Annotated in this window: 18 protein-coding genes; 4 read left to right on the top strand and 14 right to left on the bottom strand. The window is 37.1% G+C overall.

Annotation, left to right across the window (positions count from 1 at the left end):
* Position 1: 1 nt before the first annotated feature.
* The 4 genes from QQS39_RS15750 to QQS39_RS15765 all read right to left on the bottom strand — a co-directional run bounded on the left by QQS39_RS15750 (position 2) and on the right by QQS39_RS15765 (position 3,392).
* A complete protein-coding gene (locus tag QQS39_RS15750) occupies positions 2-796 on the bottom strand; it encodes an ABC transporter ATP-binding protein (protein WP_285804894.1) in 795 nt (264 codons plus the stop codon).
* A complete protein-coding gene (locus QQS39_RS15755) occupies positions 797-1,657 on the bottom strand; it encodes an ABC transporter permease (protein ID WP_151436072.1) in 861 nt (286 codons plus the stop codon). It lies immediately after the preceding gene.
* Between the two features lie 5 nt (positions 1,658-1,662).
* The gene (locus QQS39_RS15760) at positions 1,663-2,598 is read right to left on the bottom strand and encodes an ABC transporter permease (protein ID WP_285804895.1); all 936 of its coding nucleotides are present in this window, start codon (positions 2,596-2,598) and stop codon (positions 1,663-1,665) included.
* Positions 2,599-3,032: 434 nt separating this feature from the next.
* The gene (locus tag QQS39_RS15765; protein WP_285804896.1) at positions 3,033-3,392 is read right to left on the bottom strand and encodes a hypothetical protein; all 360 of its coding nucleotides are present in this window, start codon (positions 3,390-3,392) and stop codon (positions 3,033-3,035) included.
* A gap of 503 nt (positions 3,393-3,895) precedes the next feature.
* Here QQS39_RS15765 and QQS39_RS15770 point away from each other — a divergent pair.
* The 4 genes from QQS39_RS15770 to dhaM all read left to right on the top strand — a co-directional run bounded on the left by QQS39_RS15770 (position 3,896) and on the right by dhaM (position 7,646).
* Complete coding sequence (locus tag QQS39_RS15770) at positions 3,896-4,156, top strand: Ogr/Delta-like zinc finger protein (protein WP_151436074.1); 261 nt, start codon at positions 3,896-3,898, stop codon at positions 4,154-4,156.
* 272 nt (positions 4,157-4,428) lie between these two features.
* On the top strand, positions 4,429-5,493 hold the full coding sequence (dhaK, locus tag QQS39_RS15775; RefSeq protein WP_285804897.1) for a dihydroxyacetone kinase subunit DhaK: 1,065 nt from the start codon (positions 4,429-4,431) through the stop codon (positions 5,491-5,493).
* A 30-nt stretch (positions 5,494-5,523) separates the two neighbouring features.
* Positions 5,524-6,156, top strand: coding sequence for a dihydroxyacetone kinase subunit DhaL (gene dhaL / locus QQS39_RS15780; protein WP_285804898.1), 633 nt, complete (start codon positions 5,524-5,526; stop codon positions 6,154-6,156).
* 41 nt (positions 6,157-6,197) lie between these two features.
* Positions 6,198-7,646 (top strand): dihydroxyacetone kinase phosphoryl donor subunit DhaM, encoded by a 1,449-nt coding sequence (dhaM, locus tag QQS39_RS15785; RefSeq protein ID WP_285804899.1) that lies wholly within the window; start codon positions 6,198-6,200, stop codon positions 7,644-7,646.
* Positions 7,647-7,751: 105 nt separating this feature from the next.
* Here dhaM and QQS39_RS15790 read toward each other — a convergent pair whose 3' ends face one another.
* From QQS39_RS15790 to QQS39_RS15835, 10 genes are all read right to left on the bottom strand, one after another.
* Positions 7,752-8,603, bottom strand: a complete 852-nt coding sequence (locus tag QQS39_RS15790) for an MrpH family fimbial adhesin (RefSeq protein WP_285804900.1) — start codon at positions 8,601-8,603, stop codon at positions 7,752-7,754.
* Between the two features lie 6 nt (positions 8,604-8,609).
* Positions 8,610-9,146: a fimbrial protein gene (locus QQS39_RS15795; protein ID WP_151436079.1), complete on the bottom strand. Its 537-nt coding sequence runs from the start codon at positions 9,144-9,146 to the stop codon at positions 8,610-8,612.
* Complete coding sequence (locus QQS39_RS15800; protein WP_285804901.1) at positions 9,146-9,637, bottom strand: fimbrial protein; 492 nt, start codon at positions 9,635-9,637, stop codon at positions 9,146-9,148. Before QQS39_RS15800 ends, QQS39_RS15795 begins: the two co-directional genes overlap by 1 nt.
* A 16-nt stretch (positions 9,638-9,653) precedes the next feature.
* Positions 9,654-10,139 (bottom strand): fimbrial protein, encoded by a 486-nt coding sequence (locus QQS39_RS15805; protein ID WP_151436081.1) that lies wholly within the window; start codon positions 10,137-10,139, stop codon positions 9,654-9,656.
* A gap of 4 nt (positions 10,140-10,143) precedes the next feature.
* Positions 10,144-10,890 (bottom strand): fimbrial biogenesis chaperone, encoded by a 747-nt coding sequence (locus tag QQS39_RS15810; protein ID WP_285804902.1) that lies wholly within the window; start codon positions 10,888-10,890, stop codon positions 10,144-10,146.
* Positions 10,891-10,916: 26 nt separating this feature from the next.
* Entirely contained in the window at positions 10,917-13,412 is a 2,496-nt protein-coding gene (locus QQS39_RS15815) for a fimbria/pilus outer membrane usher protein (RefSeq protein ID WP_285804903.1), read from the bottom strand.
* A gap of 97 nt (positions 13,413-13,509) precedes the next feature.
* Positions 13,510-14,076 (bottom strand): fimbrial protein, encoded by a 567-nt coding sequence (locus QQS39_RS15820; protein ID WP_036913900.1) that lies wholly within the window; start codon positions 14,074-14,076, stop codon positions 13,510-13,512.
* Positions 14,077-15,221: 1,145 nt separating this feature from the next.
* Complete coding sequence (locus tag QQS39_RS15825; RefSeq protein WP_151436084.1) at positions 15,222-16,499, bottom strand: sigma-54-dependent transcriptional regulator; 1,278 nt, start codon at positions 16,497-16,499, stop codon at positions 15,222-15,224.
* Positions 16,477-18,852: an ATP-binding protein gene (locus QQS39_RS15830; protein ID WP_285804904.1), complete on the bottom strand. Its 2,376-nt coding sequence runs from the start codon at positions 18,850-18,852 to the stop codon at positions 16,477-16,479. The genes QQS39_RS15825 and QQS39_RS15830 overlap by 23 nt, the downstream gene beginning before the upstream one ends.
* Positions 18,853-18,909: 57 nt before the next feature.
* Complete coding sequence (locus tag QQS39_RS15835) at positions 18,910-20,199, bottom strand: ABC transporter substrate-binding protein (protein ID WP_285804905.1); 1,290 nt, start codon at positions 20,197-20,199, stop codon at positions 18,910-18,912.
* Positions 20,200-20,339: the final 140 nt, after the last annotated feature.

The raw sequence follows: 20,339 nt of genomic DNA on the forward strand, positions 1-20,339 counted from the left end.
CTTATTCCCCCTGCTTTATTGTTGAAAATAAGCGCTGGGTATATTCATGCTGAGGCTTATCAAAAAGTAGAGTCGCACTTCCTGAACTCACAATATCACCTTGATACATCACATAAACGTTATCCGCCATTTGCGCCACAATACCCAGATCATGAGTGATCAGCAAAATAGCGATCCCTAATGATTTCAAGCGATCAATTTCATATAAAATAGCGGCTTGCGTAGTGAGATCTAAAGAAGCCGTTGGCTCATCGGCAATGACAACTGGGGCTTCAGATAACAATCCCATTCCCACCATAATGCGCTGACACATACCGCCACTTAACTCAAATGGATATTTATTTAGCAACTCATCTGCATGGCTTAACCCAAGGCGAGATAAAATATCTTTATATCGCTGTCGCTTTTCTGTTTTTGATTTCTTACGCCATAAAGGAGGTAGCGATTCAGCAAAATGCTTTTCTATTTTAATCGTAGGATTTAAGGCACTTCTTGGCTCTTGGAAAATCATGGCAATCTTCTGCCCACGAATATTTCGCCACTGTCTTTCGCTTTTATTTGAAATCACTTCACCTGATAACGTTATTTCACCCGAAATAACCTTTCCAGGTTTATCAATTAAATTCATTAAAGAGAGTGCCGTTGCTGATTTACCACTTCCTGAGCCACCGATTAATGCGGTTATTTTTCCAGCATAAAGTTCAAGGTTGATATTATTGACCGCGACAAATTCACTCTTTTGTTGTTGAAAAACAGTCGTCAATCCTTTAACGGATAAAACAGGTTTAGAGCGCATCTAAATTTCCTCCTGTTTTTTCAAATCTAAGGCTTTCGCATTATTTTGTAAGACATCATTTAACCCTTCACCAATCATATTTAACGCCCAAACGGACAACATAATGGCGAGAGCAGGATAGATAATCATCATCGGATATTGCGTCATATATTGCCGGCTATCACTTAACATCACTCCCCAATCTGCAATCGGTGGTTGTGATCCCAAACCGATAAATGAGAATGCTGCAACGTGTGTGATCACCGCTGCAATACGCAATGTGGCGAGAACAATAATGGATGACATGGCATTAGGAATAATGTGATGAAATATGATACGACGATGAGGCGAACCAACAGATATCGCTGCTTGAATAAAATCTTTCTCTTTTAAAGCGATGACAGAGCCACGAATAATACGAGCAAAAGGCGCCCACCAAAGCGTAATAAATACCAATAAAATAGTCATTAAACTGGGACCAGTGATCCCTATCGCAGCCAATGCCAATAAACTGGATGGAAATGTTGATGCAATATCAACAAGACGCATAATCACGTTATCGGTTTTTCCACCGACATATCCCGCTAAAATTCCCAATGGAATACCAATACTAAGCATTAATGCGGTGGCAAGTACTGCCGTCGAAAGGCTAGTTCGAATACCATAAATTAAGCGAGAAAAGACACAACGCCCCAACTGATCGGTTCCTAATGGATAATCAAAGCTAGCACTCATCAGTTTTAATTTAACGTTAGTCAAATAAGGATCATGAGGTGCTAAATAAGGCGCAAAAATACCCAAAATAACTAAAAAAAGAATGATCAAAACGCCAGTCATCGCTAAACGTTGTTGTAAAAATCGCTGAAAAAAATTCAGTTGCATCGTTATCACTCCATCATTATTTTTGGATCGATAAACACATACAACATGTCTATCAAGAGATTAATAACAATGTAGGTCACCGCTACAACAACGATATATCCTTGAATAACAGGTAAATCTTTAAGACGAATACTGTCTACGGCAAATTTACCAATACCATTCCATGAAAAAATAGTTTCACAAGCGAATTGCCCACCTAACAACTTACCAAAATTCACGCCAATTAAAGTTATACAAGGTAAGACTGCATTTTTTAAACCATGGCGAAAAAGTGCCGCTGTTTTACCTAAACCTCTTGCTCTAGCCGCTCGAATATAATCGGTATAACTCACTTCGATTAAATTATTACGTAAAATACGGGTATACATAGCGGCATAACCGGCACTCAGTGTTAAAGCAGGTAAGAGAATATTTTGCATACTGTCGCCAGCAATCACTGGCGCAAGGTGTAATTGGATTGCAAAGATATACAGTAGTAATAATCCGAGACAAAAGTCAGGTAAGGTTGCTGCAACTGTGGTTAAGAACCGAATACCATGATCAATCGGTGTATCTTTAAAACGCACAGAAACTAACGCGATAGGGACACATAAAATGATGGCAAATAATGTGGAAACCAACGCTAATTTTAACGTTGCTGGAAATCTATCCATAATTTCTTGGCTGACAGGTAAACCGGATTGAATCGATGTGCCAAAATCACCTTGTAAGGTGTGTGCCAACCAACTTAAGTACTGAATATACAGAGGTCTATCTAATCCAAGCTCTGTTCGCACCGCGGCAATACTGTCCGGTGTTGGAATAATTCCCTTGCTACGTAAGGTAATTTCAGCAATATCACCTGCTGAAATATGGCTTAATATAAATGCCAATATACTGACAATAATAAGCATAGGAACAACTTGGATAAGTCGTTTAAAAATAAAGCGTTTAAAGTTCATTTTGATGATTTATTATAATGATAAATTTAGCGTCTAGTCACTTAAAGCCAAATTATAGAGATTAATCTTTAATGAACTATTGATATAACACGTTATTTATTCAATTTATTTAGCTAAATAAAAAATAACTTTTTTATTTTGTATATATTCTAAAGATAACCATTTATATTTTTTAAATAGTTATAAACAAAATTATATTTGGAATTTTAGAAATAATAACACTTTATTTAGATTTTATTTATACACTTTAAAATCAATAGGTTAATAAGATAAAAGAAGATAAAATAAGAAATGCAACGCGTTTAATAAAAATAAAATAAATATTTACTTTATTTAGCATCAGAATAATCTTTCAAAAAATAGAACAAACCCGAGGAAAAGACACAAATGAATAAAAAGCAGAAGTAAAAAATGAAACACATTACCAAGACTTATTAATAAACAGAAATACTTCCTAAATAAAAACCTCCCACTTCACATCGCGTATTATTAAATACCGTAATAAAATCTGTATTAATACAATGATTTTCAAAATCTGCCTTTGCTATTTCTTGATTATATTGATGGTGCAATAAAGAAAAAATTGATTTTATTTCTGACACATTCCTCATACAAATATCTGAAGAAAAAAGTTGAAGATCAAGACAAGCATCCATGTTTGCTTGATCTTCGATTGCCGTTATTAACATCCGCTGTTCCAACGCTATATTGTCTCGATGCCATCCTTGAGCAATCCAACCCAAACTAAACGCCAGTAGTGCAATCCATGCATATAACGCTTGTGTGTTGAACATGACCTAACTCCCTAGTCATTCGAGACAAAATTTATTTCATCGACTTTTTATTATAAAAATCAGCTTTTAACACTTTTCGCTTAAGCGCGATGCGAAATCCTTTCACACGCCCCCTCAACTATTGAAAAGTATTTTTACGCACTTCCTTGTTAACTTGTAATAGACATCCTTGTCTATTCTTTTCTACTTACACTGAAAACCAACACAAACAATAAACAATAAATTCAATATGTTGTTTATCTCCGTATGATTTAACGTGGAGCCATTATCTACAAAGTTTGTATTTCAGGCTAGTAAGTTTGTTCGGTTAACCTCGGTTATGCGTGCTTATCCGACAATAACCGAATTAACTCGCCCATTTAAAACAATTTAACTTGTTTTATTGTCTTTTAATCACGTTAAAACAATTATTTACATAAAAAAACAATAATAATACTGGTTATAATACAAATTTAAGCTAATATAGAAGACATAATAGAACTGATAATAAAGAGAAACATAACATGCGTGTCCTTACTATTTATTGTCCTGAATGTGGCGAAAAAGCGCTTATAAAAAAAAGTAATCGTAAACACAAAGAGTTATCGGATCTCTATTGTGCTTGTCGTGATCCTGAATGCGGGCATACCTTTGTTTTAAACCTCACGTTTAGTCACACCCTTATGCCAAGTGCAAAAAACAAAGATACGTTGTTATTAGATGTGATCAAAAATCTTTCTCCAGAACAACGAGAGAAAGCACTTACTCTTTTACAAAGCATGTAGCCATCTCGAACAGATACTCTTTTTTTCATTTATTTTTATGATCTTGCTCTCATTCTGGCAGGTTATTTGACTAACCTATTCTTATAGAAAGATAAATGATGTAGATTCATTTTTAAGCTAAATAAAAATAATTCTTATGTTTTAAATAAAACAAACACCTCTATTGATGCCGTGTTTGCCAATCCTTTAATAAATAATTTGTCAGCCCCCCAAACCAGAAACCTAATTTATGGTTTGAAGACTAAACACAAATTTCAAATGGACCATTTAAGATGAAAAAGCTGATTAATCGAGTTGATGATGTGTTATCTGAACAACTACAAGGCTTTGCAAAAGCCCATCCTGAAATCAAATTTCATCCCTCCTCTTTTTATGTCACACGCAAAGATGCTCCAGTAAAAGGTAAAGTGGCTCTGTTATCTGGCGGTGGTAGCGGGCATGAACCCATGCATGCAGGTTTTGTTGGTAAAGGAATGCTTGATGGTGCATGCCCCGGTGAAATATTTACGTCACCAACACCTGATAAAATGTATGACTGCGCCAAAGAGATTGATAGCGGTGAAGGCGTTTTAATGATCGTGAAAAACTACACCGGTGATGTGCTTAACTTTGAAACAGCGACAGAACTGCTTCATGACGATGGTGTAAAAATCGCAACGGTATTAGTTGATGATGATGTGGCGGTAAAAGATAGCTTATATACCGCAGGACGCCGTGGTGTTGCCAATACCGTTTTAATCGAAAAACTGCTGGGTGCGGCGGCTGAAAGGGGTGACTCTCTTGATGAACTGGTTAAATTAGGTCATCACATTAATAACAATGGTTTTTCTATTGGTATTGCCTTGGAAGCCTGTACCGTTCCAGCCGCAGGAAAACCTTCTTTTACTTTACCTGAAAATGAAATGGAGTTTGGTGTCGGTATTCACGGTGAACCAGGTATTGACCGTCGTAAATTTACGTCCCTCAACGATACTGTTGATGCCATGTTTAATACCTTAATTGAGAATGGTCACTATCAACGAGTGATCCGCAATTGGGATCGTGAAAACGGCAGTTGGATTGATGAGGCTCAGGAAAAACAGCCGTTAAAATCTGGCGATCGCGTCATTGTTTTAGTTAATAACCTTGGTGCCACACCACAATCTGAACTTTATGGTGTTTATAACCGTTTAACTCAATGCTGTGAAAAATTTGGCTTAACCATCGAACGTTCTTTAATTGGTTCTTATTGCACTTCGCTCGATATGACAGGGATCTCAATAACGTTATTAAAAGTTGATAACGAATTACTTACCTTGTGGGATGCCCCTGTAAATACGCCAGCAATGGTGAAATAAGTCTTTAATAACAAGAAAAGGAACAAAAAAATGGCTTTAACTCGTGCTCAAATTATTCTTTGGTTACAACAATGTGCGCTACTGTTTGAACAAAATAGTGATTATTTAACGGATTTAGATCGTGAAATTGGTGATGCTGACCACGGTTTAAATATGAACCGTGGCTTTAGAAAAGTGCAGGAAAAACTCCCTGAATTTGAAGGGCAAGATATCGGCACTATCCTCAAAACTACGGGCATGACATTGCTCTCAAATATTGGCGGAGCAAGTGGTCCCCTATTTGGCACCTTCTTTATTCGTGCAGCTAAACCTACTGCTTCATTGCAAAGCCTAGAACTTAATCAACTTGTTGAAATGGTAACAGAAGGTGTAGAAGGCATTGTAAGCCGAGGAAAAGCAGAGCCAAATGACAAAACCATGTGTGATGTTTGGTGGCCAGTGGTTGAGTCATTAAAACACGCGAATGAACAAAACCTTTCTATCAAAGAAGCTATCGCTCAAGCACAAGTTGTCGCTGAAAAAGCAGCTGAAAATACCATTGCGATGCAAGCACGAAAAGGACGAGCAAGCTACTTAGGTGAGCGCAGTATCGGGCATAAAGATCCTGGCAGTGCTTCGGTGGTACTGATGATACAAGCCCTTGCAAATAGCATTAATGCATAACTGACCAAGCAACCAATATAAGCAACCAATAAAGGTCTACCATGATAAATATTGTTATTGTTTCTCATAGTAAACATCTCGCTGATGGTGTGGCAGAACTTGCCAGTCAGATGCTTAATCCGGCTCATTGCCAACTTGCGGTTGCCGCAGGTATCAACGATGAAGAATATGCGATTGGTACTGATGCCGTTAAAATTATGACGGCGATAGAATCGCTTTCACAAGCACAGTCCATTGTTGTGATGATGGATTTAGGCAGTGCTATCTTAAGTGCAGAAACGGCAATTGAGTTACTTGATCCAGAACTAGCTGAGAAAGTCACTCTTTGCTCAGCGCCCTTAGTTGAAGGCACTCTTGCAGCAGTTGTAGCGGCTTCTTCTGGGGCATCACTAGAAAAAGTGATTGAAGAAGCTTCAAATTCTTTATATCCAAAGAAAATCCAACTTGGTGAAAATTTCGTTCAACCTAAAAGTGATATTAATGCCCCTGTCAAAATTCACGGTAAAGAGGCGAGTTGGGTAGTTCGTAATCCTCATGGTTTACACGTAAGACCCGCGGCAACGTTAGTTGAGGTGCTTTCTTCTTTTCAGGCTGATTATCAATTAGTTAAAGGGGATAGACGTATTAATCCTCTCAGTTTAAATCAGCTTTCATTAATACAAATTCGTCAAGGCGATGAAATAACGCTAATTGCCTCTGGTGAACAAGAAGATGAAGCGATTGCGGCTTTTCTTAAACTTGCCCAAAATGGCTTTGGTGAGGAGCTATCTTCTGATCCTAATACCATAACATTAAAAGGTCTTTTGGCCCCTGTATCTCAAATTAAAGCACCCGCTTTTGTTTGGCATGAAATAGAGCTATCACCCGCTGAAAATTTATCAGAGCCGATTGATATTGATGTTCAAATTGGCAAATTTAATTTTGCCATAAAGAGTACGCTAAAAGCACTAAAACAAAGTGCCAATAAAGCTAGCCAAAAATTAGGTGAGCATATTGGTGCTATTTTTAACGGTCATATCATGATGTTAGATGATGATGAGTTAATAATAAGCGTGATTGATCGCATCAGAGCAGAGAAGATCAGCGCCCAGCAAAGTTGGTCGGATGAAATGCAGGAAAGAGCGCAGGTGTATTGCGCACTCACCGATCCTTATTTACGCGCGCGTGAACTTGATCTTCGTGATCTACGTAATCAAGTACTTTATCATTTACAAGATAAAACTCGTCCAAGCTTTACCCCTTCACAACCCGCTATTTTGGTCGCAAAAGAGCTTTTCCCTTCCACATTAATTCAATTAGTTGATAGTCAATTGGTCGGTATTGCTTTAGCAAACGGTGATAGTCGCTCTCACAGCGCCATTATCGCGGCTGAAATGCGCTTACCTATGTTAGTCAATTTAGGATCTACGCTATTAAAAGTCACTGACTCCCAAAAGTTAAAATTAGATACGAATAAGGGCGAATTAGTTATTGAACCGGTAATGCTATAAACCTCTTTTCAAATTAACCGCATAAAAAAAACCCGCACAATAATGTGCGGGTAAGTCAACGAAAAACGCTATCAATCTAGGTCATTATTGACTCTTCTAATTTTATTAAGGTATTGATAATACCAATGTCGTAGTACCACTAAAGTTACCTAATGACGGAGTGCCATTAGCTTGAAGTTTTGATAATACTCTCACATAGGTGTATTCATTCTTGATTGCGTTAACTTGTGTACCAATTGATGCAGGTGAACCATTTAACGTTAAAAAAGAACGGATGCTGCCATCTGGTTTTAAGTTTAAATAATGTTCTTCCATCGAACTGGTAATTTTTACTGGCATAGTTTCATTACAAGTGAGCGCAAATTGTTCTTCCACCTCATTACCATTAACTTGTGTCACATCAAGTACACCATGTGAAATAGTAAGATTATTAGAAATAAATGCACATTTACCTTCAGGCGGTGGAGCAATACCACATACACCACCCGGTACCATTCTTCCGCTTCCCCCCGTTGGGCTACTCGTCATAAAAAAAGCAATACATTCATCAACAGTAACAGATCCAGCATGGGTACTATAATTCACATAAGGGAAAGTCAGCCCGCATTGGTTAACAGCCACATCGCGTATTTCAGCCATAGAGCTTAAATGCTGTAAATCGACATCGCACCGCCATCTTGCCCGATGCTCAGTACCCGTTCCTCCCTTATTAGGTTTTGAGTGGAAGTGATTTAATTGAATATAACACCGACCACTCAAACCTAAACTTTTACAAGGGTTTGGCGTAAATCCTATTTCTGTCCAATATTCCAATACATAGTCGTAACGAATATTCCCTTTAATTTCTGGAGAGGGACCGGATTTAGTAATATAAGTAAAATAACCCGCTTGTACGCTAAATAGTGAAAAACTGCATAGTACAATTAATAACTTTAAAATTTGCTGTATTTTTTTCATTATCTTTTACTCATATTTCAAAGAAAACACGGCAGTAGCAGAAAAATGCCCCGGTTTAATTGACTTGTCTGCGATCGCTTTTGCTGTCGCTTGCAAATAAGCAATAAAATTAAGCTCAAAAATGCCATTATTAGGAATATTATATAAACCCGTGTAATCCCCTAATTTAATAGGGATACCCTCTTTAGTCGTAATTTTTATTCCTAAATCAGGATTATTAGCGCTATCGTCTAATGCTAATAATCCGGCAAGTTCATTATGCGTTGCCCCTTCAAATTTTATTTTCACTTGCTTGGCAATAGAAATATCGCACTCTGATAAAATAATTTTGAAATCCTTTTTCTCGAATTCAAAATAACTTTTATAAATATCATCCAAGCGAATTTCATCAAATACCACATCAACCTGAGAGTGCTCAGGTAAAACTTTGCAAGGTGCAATAATTAATGAACCAAAAATATTAAGGTTTTCAGCCGCAAAGACAGAAGATGAAAATAATAAACAACTACCAATAATACAACTAGATAACATTGATTTATTCATTATTGGTACTCCACAAACAAGGTGCCACCCGCGGTAAAATTACCCGGTGCCAGTTCACTATTTTCTTTTTTCACCAATACGGCCCAAATTTTTTCAGGGTTATTCAAATTAACCGAATATTTTTTATTTAAATCAATAATGGAATCACCCATCATAAATTTTACGGTTAATTCATTAATATTGGTTCTCAGCCCATTAGGATCGAAGCTACTTTTATTACCATCAATCGATAAATACATATTCCAGTTATTTAAATTTTCTTCACAAGTAATTTGGTAATTAATTTCTCTTTTTTGGTCATAGCCTTTGATCGTTTTTATCGCCACAGGACCAAAGTTCACCTCAATCATATTGCCGTCATTTACTTTGCAAGGAGGTGGCGTTAATAAATTACCTTTAATCAGTACTTGTGTTTCATTATCTTTTGCCAAACTGGGTGAAGAAAATACAGAAAATAAAAATAACATAATGAGGAATGGATAATAACGCATGTTGTTTATTCCTCTGTTAGTTGTAATAAACCTGCATAGTTGCAGTTGCAGTAAAGGAGCCGGTTGGTAGTGTGGCGCCACTTTTTTTCACCAGTACCGCATAAAGCTCTGGTCGAGTTTGATAGTTAAACTTAAACGGTTCTGTCATATAAACATTGGTATCAGCGGTTTTAAATAACACGCCTAAATCTGTCACGCTTGTTTTTAAATAACGCGTATCAAATCCAGCACCGTCGCCCGTAAATTTCAATGACATACTTGGATCACCCGTTGTTTTACAATCCAAGGTGTAATCCATTTTTTGTTTATAATTTTCGTTTTCTATTCTTGTGGTCATCACATCATTAAAATTCACTTCGATAGGTTTACCATCGTTAACCTTACAAGGACGTGACTCCACACTCCCGCTCACTGTCAATCTTAAAAAACCAGAAACAGCCCATACAGAAGGAGCGAGAAAACTCATACAAAGAAAAAGTATTACACCTCGGAATATAAGCATAATATTACGCCTTCTTATCTTTGATATTTGCTGAACAAATATCTCCGCGACACTGGAATGTTAATTCAACTAATCCACCGAAATCATTGAGGTATTCAATGGAGGGTGCCGCACCTAAATCACCCACTTTTGCCCCTAATGGACGTTGACCAAACGGCTCAATCATCACGGCTTCAAAACCATTAACCTCCGTATTATTTTTTCTCACTTTGGTGATAGTCAGATAATAAGGTGAAGGGTTTTTTACATTGTAATGACTCCCCTGTTTTTCAATCACAATGTCTTTTTCCATTGGATTAGCCTCTAAACGGCTAGGTGCAACAATGCTTTTTGGTCGATAAAACACTTTAATTTTTGTCTGCAATGCAATTTGCAACACATTGGGAGAATCACTACGAGGTGGAATTTCACGAACATTAAGGTAATAAATACTTTCTCTGTCTGTAGGCAACATATTGGTTGCTGGTAATGCCTGAATTTTAATTTGGCTTTTGTTACCCGCTTCTATACGTTGAACTGGCGGTGTTACCACAAAAGGAGAATTAATTTTTTCATCTTTGCTATTCTCAAGCCAAGATTGTGCTAAATAAGGTTTAGATTCATTTTCATTTTCTAAAACCATACTGACTGAGCGCTCACCTTCATTATATAAAACACGCGTTCTATCTAAGGCGATAGCGGAATAAGCGGATTGAGAAAAAAGGCAAAGTGTAACGATAGCGCTTAATGTTTTTATGTTGATATATTTCATTTCATTCACCGTTGACTTAAATTTAATTACTTACAAGGAAGCAACAACATGTTGCTTAAATTATTTTCTAGCACCTGAGGTAATTGGAATTGGCAAGTTTCACCATTCCAAACAAGATCTAAAGTTTCACCCGCTTTTACACCGGATAAATAAACAAAACCGTCATCTGAAATAATGCCAACTTCTAATTTATCTTTGTTATAAACACTGGCACCAAAAGGAGGATGTTTCTTATCAGCCATCGTGATCACCGCTAACACTTTCTCACCTTCAATCACATGGAATTTACGATAACCAATCGCCCCTTCGGTTAAGGTGGCATATTGTGACGATTGAACGGCATCCGCTTTTTCCGGAAGATTATTAATATCGATGGTGATATTGCTACGAGAGTAGTTTTGCACCCCCATTAAAACTGCTTTGCCATGTCGGTTGGTTTCAATTGGCGTTAAACCTGTTTTAATCGGAATGTCTTGAACATTATTGGTATCAACCAATATGCGTGAATTTCCCATTGAAGTGACTCGGTGGAATGCACCACCTTCTGGAGTAAGTGTTATTCCCCCCATTAATTGCATCGATAATGCACTTTGGTTATTTTGGGTATAAGTTCCACTTGTCGTCAGTTTTGTTAAATTACCGTCATAATTATAGAAACCTGAAAGATTAACTTTATCGCTATCCCAAGTACCCGCAGATAAGTTATAGGTACTTCTTTCATTCAGCCGCTCATAATAGTTAACGGTATTGCTAGTATTATGACGATTAAACGATCCCGAATAACTAATATTGGCGTCATTACGCTCTAGCGGTACACCCAATGACACATAAACACCTTCGTCATTGTTATGGCTTGATTCCACTTTATAAGCAGATAAGTTAATAGATAGATTTTTAAAACTAGCCCAATCAAAATAGCTGGAAACCGTAAAACTGTAGTTATCAGTTGAAGGTCGATTCCAATAGGTTTGGCGAGAATAGTTTAAATACGTATTGATATTGTAATCAGGAAAAGCCGTACCAAAGATGGCTGTATAAAGCTCTTTACCACTGTCGATATGAAGCCCACGATAACGACCATCTAAAAACTGAGTCATACTTAAATAGTCACGTTGAGAGAAGCGATAGCCCGCAAAGGTAATCTGACTATTTATTTCATCGAATTGCTTTGAATAAGTAACGTTATAAGACGTTCCTGATAGCGTTTTATCATCAAAGTTACTGCCTATCTCAGCGCGTGAAGCTGAAATATTAAAGGAAAGCACCCCAAATGGAGCTAAGTCTTGCCCTAAACCTAACGCAATATTTTGATATTCTGTTGAGGCTAATAACCCGCCATAAACTGTGGTGTTATTCGCAGCCCCCCATGAGAAAGAGCCTAATGAAAATGCAGGGCCTTCAGTGTCATGTTCATTTTTAGTTGGCTTACCCATGACCAACTTATATAAAAACTGCCCCGGTCTTGTTAGTGTTCCTAAACGTGACGTTTCTACTTTAAATGTTTGAACAGAACCATCTTGCTCTTCAATAGCAACATCTAAAGTACCGCCCCCAAATGTATTGACGTCTTGAATTCGAAATGGTCCAGGGCTGACTTCATTTTGATAAACAATACGGCCATCTTGACGCACAATAACCGTGGCATTAGTTCTTGCAACCCCTGCAATTTCAGGCGCATAGCCCTGTAAACGCGGTGGGATCATTGCGTTATCACTCTCTAATGAAGCACCAAGATAACGGAAGCTATCAAAAAGCTCTGATGAGAGATATTGTTCACCTAACGTTAATTTTGCACCTAAAGAGCGAATGGCACGAAAAAGATAAAGCTGGTTCCAACGCCATGATTTATCGCTGCTATTTAAATTACCGCCTGAGGCTTGCCAATCTGAACGAAAACGCCAAGCTCCCATATTAATGCCCATTACACCATTAATATTGGTTCCCGTTTCGGTTCCTTTGCCGTTGTTTTCATATCGAATAAGGCGATTACTCATATTGTAATCAAGAAAGAACCCTGCAATACCATCATCCCAACGTGACGGGGGGTCCCAACTAGGATCTTGATATTCCATAAAGGCCTGAGGAATACTAACATTTAAAATACCGGTGTAGAGATCACCCACAGCATTCATATTTGGTACTGAACGAAAATCAAGGCACTGGGTATTATTTGTTGTTAGCCAGGTGACTTTTTTTTCCCATTCAGATTTTAAGCCTAAAAGGGGATAAACCTCTGGGGTGATACAAGGAATAGATAATTCTGCGTTGTAATCTGGGGCAAAAAATAAAGTAGGTTCTTCATTTCTTACTCTTTGTTTATTAACGTCGGTCGCCAGTAAATGAGTGCCCGGCTGAATATAGTTTGCGTAAGAGAATTTAGTAAAATCGGTATTTTCAATACCCTTATCTGTTAAGAAATCGGTATTAAAATCGACGGCTTCTTCTGCAAAAACAGGCAACGAAAAAGGAACAAAGAATAAAAGCATTACTTTTGTGATCGTATTTATTTTCATGCTTTTCATTTTGCTATGCCATCCTCAGCATTATTAACAGAAGATAATCTTAATGAGATGCATGGCGTCTAGACGCCACACATCTTATTAAATAAAAAAACAACAATTATTCGTAAATAACTTTGAAGTTAGCTACTGTGTCGAAAGAACCTGTTGTTGCTTTCTTATCATCTGCTTCATTACCTTTCACATAAGCTGAGAATTGCAGAGTAGTGACAGAGCCATCGCCATTATTTAAAGCGTGACCTGCTACTGGGAAGCCTTGGCCAAAAGTAATTGGATTATTACCACGGTCAGTGATAACGATACCTGCGTTTTGTACTTTGCCACCTAAGCCCAGTAATTCGCCGGTATAACCGTCAAAACCACTTACCGTTGCACCAGTGAATGATACTTTTGCAGTTTTGTAAGTTTCAGTTGAGCAGTTTTTCAGGATAATATCGAAGTTTTCGCTATCTGAACGGAATTTATTGCTGGTCAGTTCATGCAATGCAATTTCACCAAACTTAACAGTTTGATCTAAGCTTTTATCATCGATTGAACATGGAACATCATTGATAAAGCCCGTAAAACGTACTTTACCTTCACGGCTTTCCGCTGGATCTGCAGCAAAGCTTGGAGCAGCAACAACTAAAGATAACGCAACACCTAAAGCTAATTTAGTAAATTTCATAACATTTCCTTTATACACATAAAGATATTGATATTTCTTGGTTTCTGACTAAATAAGCGATAGGTAATAAAACCTCACCGCCTTTCTACAATTTAAAATTCACAGATCCATTGATATTGATTTATAAAACCAAGATAGGGGATATCCTACGAATGCGTCCTTTGTGCATTCATATTAAAATTAATTTATGAAATAAATTAATCGCATTAACTTTTTTAAACGTCACTTTTAAATATTTTAGAAATTAAGTTCCTTAATTAATAAAAACATCTTAATTAGACATATAAATAAGTAATAAACTTTGATCAGAAAGTAAGAGTCAAAATTTAAAGCAAAAAAACAGATTTAAATTATGTTTCTTTACTTATTTTGCAATGAAATACTCGCAAAAGGTGTAAATTAAGTCAAAAGTCAGAAAAGGATATTATTAGTAAAACTGAAGGATAGTTATCAATTGAAACAATTCTTTAAATGAGCACTTAAAGTATTTTAAACTAAAATGACACATGAACTAGATATTATTACTTAGTAAAGAAGAAAGACACCATCATTAACACTTATATTAAGTAAATTAAATAAAAAAACCAAATAAACGGATTATATTGGATTTTTATAACGTAAAGTGATAGTTATTTAGTGTATTGATTTTTGCTGAAACGATAAACCCAATATATATACAATAACACTTAGGATTCATCTTAATTGAGGAATTAAATTATATTCTCTTATTTAATTAAAAATTAGACAATCTAATTATGACGATATATTTCAATATCATTAATTAATTATTAATAATGAATAAAAAATAAATTATAGAGACAAAATAAATATGAGACTCTTTTAATGAGCACTCTTTTTAATATAGTCAATTATAGAATAAAATCCCTTTTAACATAAATAAAAAATAATATTCACAATAAGAGAGATAATAATATTTAGTAACTATTTTTTTACTTTGTTATTTTATCTATTTTATAAAAAATAAAAAATCAACCGCTATATCAAAAATACCATTATGACAGTCAAATAAAGACACTTTATTTTTTATATTTAACTCTTAATATAATTTTAAGAATAATAGCAACAAAAGAAAACGCTGAAAGAGCGCCTGTATGGCGCTTCTTTGTTATTAAATAGCGGATAAATCACACTTTTGGTTTATAGCTATCTTTATCAAGATCATGTTTTTTCATTCGTAAATACAGCTTTTTACGTGGAATACCCAAATAATCCGCCACATCACTCACACGTCCCGCAAATAAATATAACGCATCTTCAATTAATCGACGTTCATACTCATCCACAAGATTATCCAAAGGACCTTCAGGTGGAATAATGGCTCGATGTTGTTCACTATCAACCATTTTCACAATGCCTACCGCATATAATTCAGCAACATTTCGTAACTCACGAATATTACCCGGCCAATCGTAACGTTTTAAAATATCGAGATAATTACGATCAATCTTGGGTACTGCAATACCGAGTCGCTGTGCGCTTTGTCGTAAGAAAGCTCTAAATAACGGAATAATATCTGGGCGTCTAGCACTTAACGGAGGCAGTGAAAAAGTGATTTGTGAAAAATAGTAATAGAATTCAGGGATCAATCGCCCTTCTGTTACCAGTTGCTGAGTATTATTTTCTAAAATCGCAATTGTTCTAAAATGGCGCTTTCCTTGACGCTCCATATCTAACAGATAAGAACTTAACCAGCGTTGTGCTTCTGATGACAAATCATAAGGGGAACGTAAAATCAGTGTTCCGACTTCATCTGCTTCAATTTGGGCAATAACTTGTTTTATATCCGCTAAATTTTGGCAATCGACGGTTTGAATAGCTTTATCACTATGCGGGCTTAATTCATGCAATAGTTGCGCAAGAAGATGTCGCCCTGTTCCCATCTCACCTTCTATCATTAAATCTTTATCTATATCTGCGATTTGTTGTACTTGTTCTCTAATTGCAGTGATTTGCGCACTGTCTCCCACTAATCGCTCTTGTGTGGTACTTATTACCGCATTTCTAAGAGAAAGAATAGATTGACGCTCTTTGTGTGCCTTTGCCACTAACTCTAAGAAAACAGGTGGATTAATCGGTTTTTCAATAAAATCATAAGCCCCTTTTTTTACCGCTTCTACGGCTAACGGTATATCGCCATGCCCTGTGATCATGATAACCGGAATACGAGAGTCAATGTGTTTAATCCGCTCTAATACTTCCATGCCATTCATTGCTGGCATATAAATATCAAGTACAACAGCCCCCTGCCATTCTGGTGTTAACAGGCTTAGTGCTTTTTCTGGTGAGTCGGTTACTCTAGCAACCATTCCCGCAAGATTGAGTAAATGACGATAAGATTCAAGAATATCTTCATCGTCATCAATTAATAAAACATCGATATCAGGCATGTGTGATTGTGTCATCTGTAAACTCCAAAACAACCATGGCGCCACCGTTTAATGTAGAGGCCAAGTAAATTTCATAACCAAACCGTTGCATAATTGAACGGCAAATGGATAACCCTAACCCAAGCCCCACATCTTTTGTGGTTGTAAATGGGGTAAATAGTTTTGGTAAAACGTCTGAATTGAATCCTTTTCCACTGTCGGCAATCGCCACTAATTTTCGTTTAGGATCAACAGATAAAAGATCAATTGTAATTTGGCTTTCACCAACACCCGCAATGGCATCCATTGCATTAACAAACAAGTTAACCAAGACTTGTTCAATTTGTGTCGGGTCTGCACAAATGGTTAATTCATCAGGAATATTATTGGTAATAATGCACTGCTCTCGTTTAGAGCGGGACTCCACCAGCACCATCGCGCTATCTACTAGCTCCTTTAACGGCGCTGAAACAAAGCTAATTTCAGACGAAGATTTACGTGAGAAATTACGTAATGCAGTGATTATTCGATTCATTCGCGCGCACAGCTTTTCAATACGTTCGATAGAATCAGGTAATTGATCATATTTGCCCATCTGCATAGTCAGTTTTGCACTGTATAGATAGGTGTTGATTGCAGAGAGTGGCTGATTAAGCTCATGTGCAAGGCTTGTCATCGCCTGCCCTACAACGGCCATTTTAGCAGCTTGTACTAACTCTTCTTGTGTCTGAATTAAATGTTTCTGTGCCTGTTCGCGGCGCAATATCTCTTCATTTAATTGCTGGTTTTTATCCTGTAAATCTTGTGTTTTTAATGTCACCAGCCGTTGAAGCTCTAATCGGCTTAGCTCTTGGCGCGTAATATCCGTGATAGTCACAATATATTTGTGTTCGTCTTTATGCGGATATTCTCGAATATTAAATTGTAAAAAATGCGGCTCGCCTTCTTTTACCATTCGAATGGTACATTCACTTTGCCCGAAGCGATAAAGCTGACTGGTTGAGCTAAATTGCGCTTTCAGCATGGTGCTCGCTTCACCACTAAACAGTAACCAAAGTGGCTTATTACTTTGCTCTTTTCCTGTTCCTAATAACATTGCCGCACTTGGATTAACGGTTTCCATTCTGCCATCGTGGTGACAGGTAATTAAGCTTGCATCGGTATTATTAATAAGATTTAACGCATTGCTGGTTTCAACTTCTTTCATTTGACGCCAAAATCGGCGAAGTCGCCGACTTAACAGACCAATCTCATCTTGCCCTTCAATCAGTACAGGCTCGGTTAAATGACCTTTGGCAACATGCGCTAAGTCATCACTAAGTTTATTCAATCTTGCAATAAGTCTTCTATCAATCAAGATTTTCATCACAATAATACTCAGCAATAGTGATGCAATAATAATGACAACAATAACAATTTTCCCCGTTGCCATTAGCTTACGGGTATTATCATTAAGCTTATTTAGCGCTTCACTGGTAGCAAAAACATTGCCTCTTACAGCATTATCAAATTGTGATAATTTTTCATTGAGTTCAGGGGTTAATGCTTTGAGCTTTTTCTCGTTATCTACATCATCAATCAGTGTTTGATAAATATCACCGTCATAACGGGTGATCGCAATAATCTCTTGTAATACTTGGCGATGAGCAATTGTCGATGGATAGCTTTTTAGTTTCTGATTTAAAGCAATTATTTCATCAATTTTGACGCTGATATAATGGAAAGCGACATCAATATCACGGCTATAACGTTGGTGAGCAATCTCTTCAACTAAGCTGATTAATTCATTTTCGGTCGTAAACAACTCTTGTAACAGCGTTGATTCCAATAGGAGTTGTAGGCTGTTTTCCTGCACATTTTTTTCATTGAGCATTTGGCTGACATGCCACTCAATTTCATTCAGTAGCGGTTTAATGTCTTCACCAACAGCGTCATGCATCCACGCCAATTGCCCTAATAATTGGGCAAGGCGGTTTTCTAATTCACGTCGTTTATCCAATAACACATCTTGTTGATTAATAAGCGCCGATAGCTCATCAACAAGTTGAGTATAAAAATCACGCTGTGGCTTTTGCTCAATAGGAAACTCACGCAAATTATCTAATAACTGATGAATTTCCTGCTGTTGTTGCTCTGAAATCGATTTTCTCTGTGTTTGCTCTCGCTCTTTTAATAGCATTTGTAAATTGGTGCTATAACGTTCCATGGTATAGCTGGTGGTTAACATCGGCAGAGACTCTCCCACTGACGCATTAATTTGTGTCGCCAGTTTTCCCCACATAAAAAAGATAACCACACCAATCAATAAGGTGAGTAAAGAACTAAAGATAAACGCCATATACAGGCGTCTACCTAGTTTGCCAAATTGTTTAGGCACTAATAATTTCATCCGTAATACCTTTCATAAAAACAGCGCTTCCTGCTGTATATTTGAACCACAAGGCGGTTAGGGTGATTTTGTCTCTTTCAATAAAACCAGTGCTTGTTCAAGCCTTTCAGCTTCTAATGTACGCCATTGATACAACACAGCTAATGCTTGATCAGAGTATTCTCGCTGATCAGCTTCTTTCATAAATAACGCTTGTAATGTAGGAGAATTAGCCTCTTTTTCACTAATAAGCACTGAACTTGCTATTTTTCGCGCTTTATTAATGGCAGAAATACGTTCTGGCGTTTTATTTTCCTGTCTTTCTGCTTCGTGGATATCATTCCAAACTTGGCGCATTAACGGAAAATTATGGGTGATCATTTGATCAAATAACGCATTAACGACTTCACTACGACGATAAGCCTCATTACTGTTTAAAATAAATTCGGTGTTATTAGCAAGTTCATCGTTATTACGTAAAATCTCTTTGCTTAATGGGATCTTTGCCATATCACTTTTATAGATGATCTCTTGTCCTTCATCCGATAAAAGAAAGGCAATAAATTTGGCTGCTGTGTCTCTTTTACTGCTTTCGGCAACAATAGCAACATAAGCCGGTAAAATAATCGACTTATCAAAATAGCTAAATTCGACAAAATCAAAGCGTTTCTGATGATTAAAAGCGTAGTTATCGATAATTGGACCAGCCCCTACAATGCCTCTGGCGATAGCATCACTGACACGAGAACTCCGTGCCGAAATAGAGGAAAGATTACCACTGGTTTCGAGTAGGATCTGCCATCCACGCTCCCAGCCGTACTCTTGTAGCACATTTTCCACCATCAATTGCATCGTGCCAGAGTTCGCTGGAGTGGTCATAGTTAAGTGCCCTTGGTAAATCGGATCACTTAAATCAACCCAGCTTTTAGGTGCTGGAATACCCAGTTTTTGTAGGTATTGCGTATTGCTCATAATACCAATACCGGAATAGCCAACCGTGGTTATCTTGTCGTTTAAGATATCACTATGGCGCGTTAACCATTTTGGCGTTTCGTAATTGACGGGTAATCGTGCCAGTAGCCCTTCTCTATCTAGATGATGGAAAAAATTAGCCGATGACGACATCACAATATCAACTGGCTGTGTGGGATATTGTTTCATCATCCGGGTCGCAATCGCGACGCGACGATAAACCACTTGCACCTTAGTATCTGGATAACGAGCGCTAAAAGCCTCTGTAAGTGGTCGCATTGGTGTATCTGAAAGAGTCGTCAGTATAACAAGTGGCTGCTCATCACTACGTACAGGTGTGATAAACAGCCAACTAAACAGTAAACAGACGAGGCTAAGCGTTATTTTTATTTTCATGACATACCCCTGGTTTTGTTTTGAATAAACATAAAAATGTGTCGAACTTCAAACTTCTGATATTTAGCAATATTTATTATTTTTGGCTAATGAGTCCTTAATGACCCATTTACAACAATGATACGACGATATCTTCACTC

It is taken from the genome of Proteus appendicitidis (assembly GCF_030271835.1).
GTDB lineage: Bacteria > Pseudomonadota > Gammaproteobacteria > Enterobacterales > Enterobacteriaceae > Proteus > Proteus appendicitidis.

Bases quoted from the DNA above. Each gene is read 5' to 3' on its own strand.
- QQS39_RS15750 (WP_285804894.1), bottom strand. From the start codon at position 796: ATGCGCTCTAAACCTGTTTTATCCGTTAAAGGATTGACGACTGTTTTT.
- QQS39_RS15755 (WP_151436072.1), bottom strand. From the start codon at position 1,657: ATGCAACTGAATTTTTTTCAGCGATTTTTACAACAACGTTTAGCGATG.
- QQS39_RS15760 (WP_285804895.1), bottom strand. From the start codon at position 2,598: ATGAACTTTAAACGCTTTATTTTTAAACGACTTATCCAAGTTGTTCCT.
- QQS39_RS15765 (WP_285804896.1), bottom strand. From the start codon at position 3,392: ATGTTCAACACACAAGCGTTATATGCATGGATTGCACTACTGGCGTTT.
- QQS39_RS15770 (WP_151436074.1), top strand. From the start codon at position 3,896: ATGCGTGTCCTTACTATTTATTGTCCTGAATGTGGCGAAAAAGCGCTT.
- dhaK (WP_285804897.1), top strand. From the start codon at position 4,429: ATGAAAAAGCTGATTAATCGAGTTGATGATGTGTTATCTGAACAACTA.
- dhaL (WP_285804898.1), top strand. From the start codon at position 5,524: ATGGCTTTAACTCGTGCTCAAATTATTCTTTGGTTACAACAATGTGCG.
- dhaM (WP_285804899.1), top strand. From the start codon at position 6,198: ATGATAAATATTGTTATTGTTTCTCATAGTAAACATCTCGCTGATGGT.
- QQS39_RS15790 (WP_285804900.1), bottom strand. From the start codon at position 8,603: ATGAAAAAAATACAGCAAATTTTAAAGTTATTAATTGTACTATGCAGT.
- QQS39_RS15795 (WP_151436079.1), bottom strand. From the start codon at position 9,146: ATGAATAAATCAATGTTATCTAGTTGTATTATTGGTAGTTGTTTATTA.
- QQS39_RS15800 (WP_285804901.1), bottom strand. From the start codon at position 9,637: ATGCGTTATTATCCATTCCTCATTATGTTATTTTTATTTTCTGTATTT.
- QQS39_RS15805 (WP_151436081.1), bottom strand. From the start codon at position 10,139: ATGCTTATATTCCGAGGTGTAATACTTTTTCTTTGTATGAGTTTTCTC.
- QQS39_RS15810 (WP_285804902.1), bottom strand. From the start codon at position 10,890: ATGAAATATATCAACATAAAAACATTAAGCGCTATCGTTACACTTTGC.
- QQS39_RS15815 (WP_285804903.1), bottom strand. From the start codon at position 13,412: ATGAAAAGCATGAAAATAAATACGATCACAAAAGTAATGCTTTTATTC.
- QQS39_RS15820 (WP_036913900.1), bottom strand. From the start codon at position 14,076: ATGAAATTTACTAAATTAGCTTTAGGTGTTGCGTTATCTTTAGTTGTT.
- QQS39_RS15825 (WP_151436084.1), bottom strand. From the start codon at position 16,499: ATGACACAATCACACATGCCTGATATCGATGTTTTATTAATTGATGAC.
- QQS39_RS15830 (WP_285804904.1), bottom strand. From the start codon at position 18,852: ATGAAATTATTAGTGCCTAAACAATTTGGCAAACTAGGTAGACGCCTG.
- QQS39_RS15835 (WP_285804905.1), bottom strand. From the start codon at position 20,199: ATGAAAATAAAAATAACGCTTAGCCTCGTCTGTTTACTGTTTAGTTGG.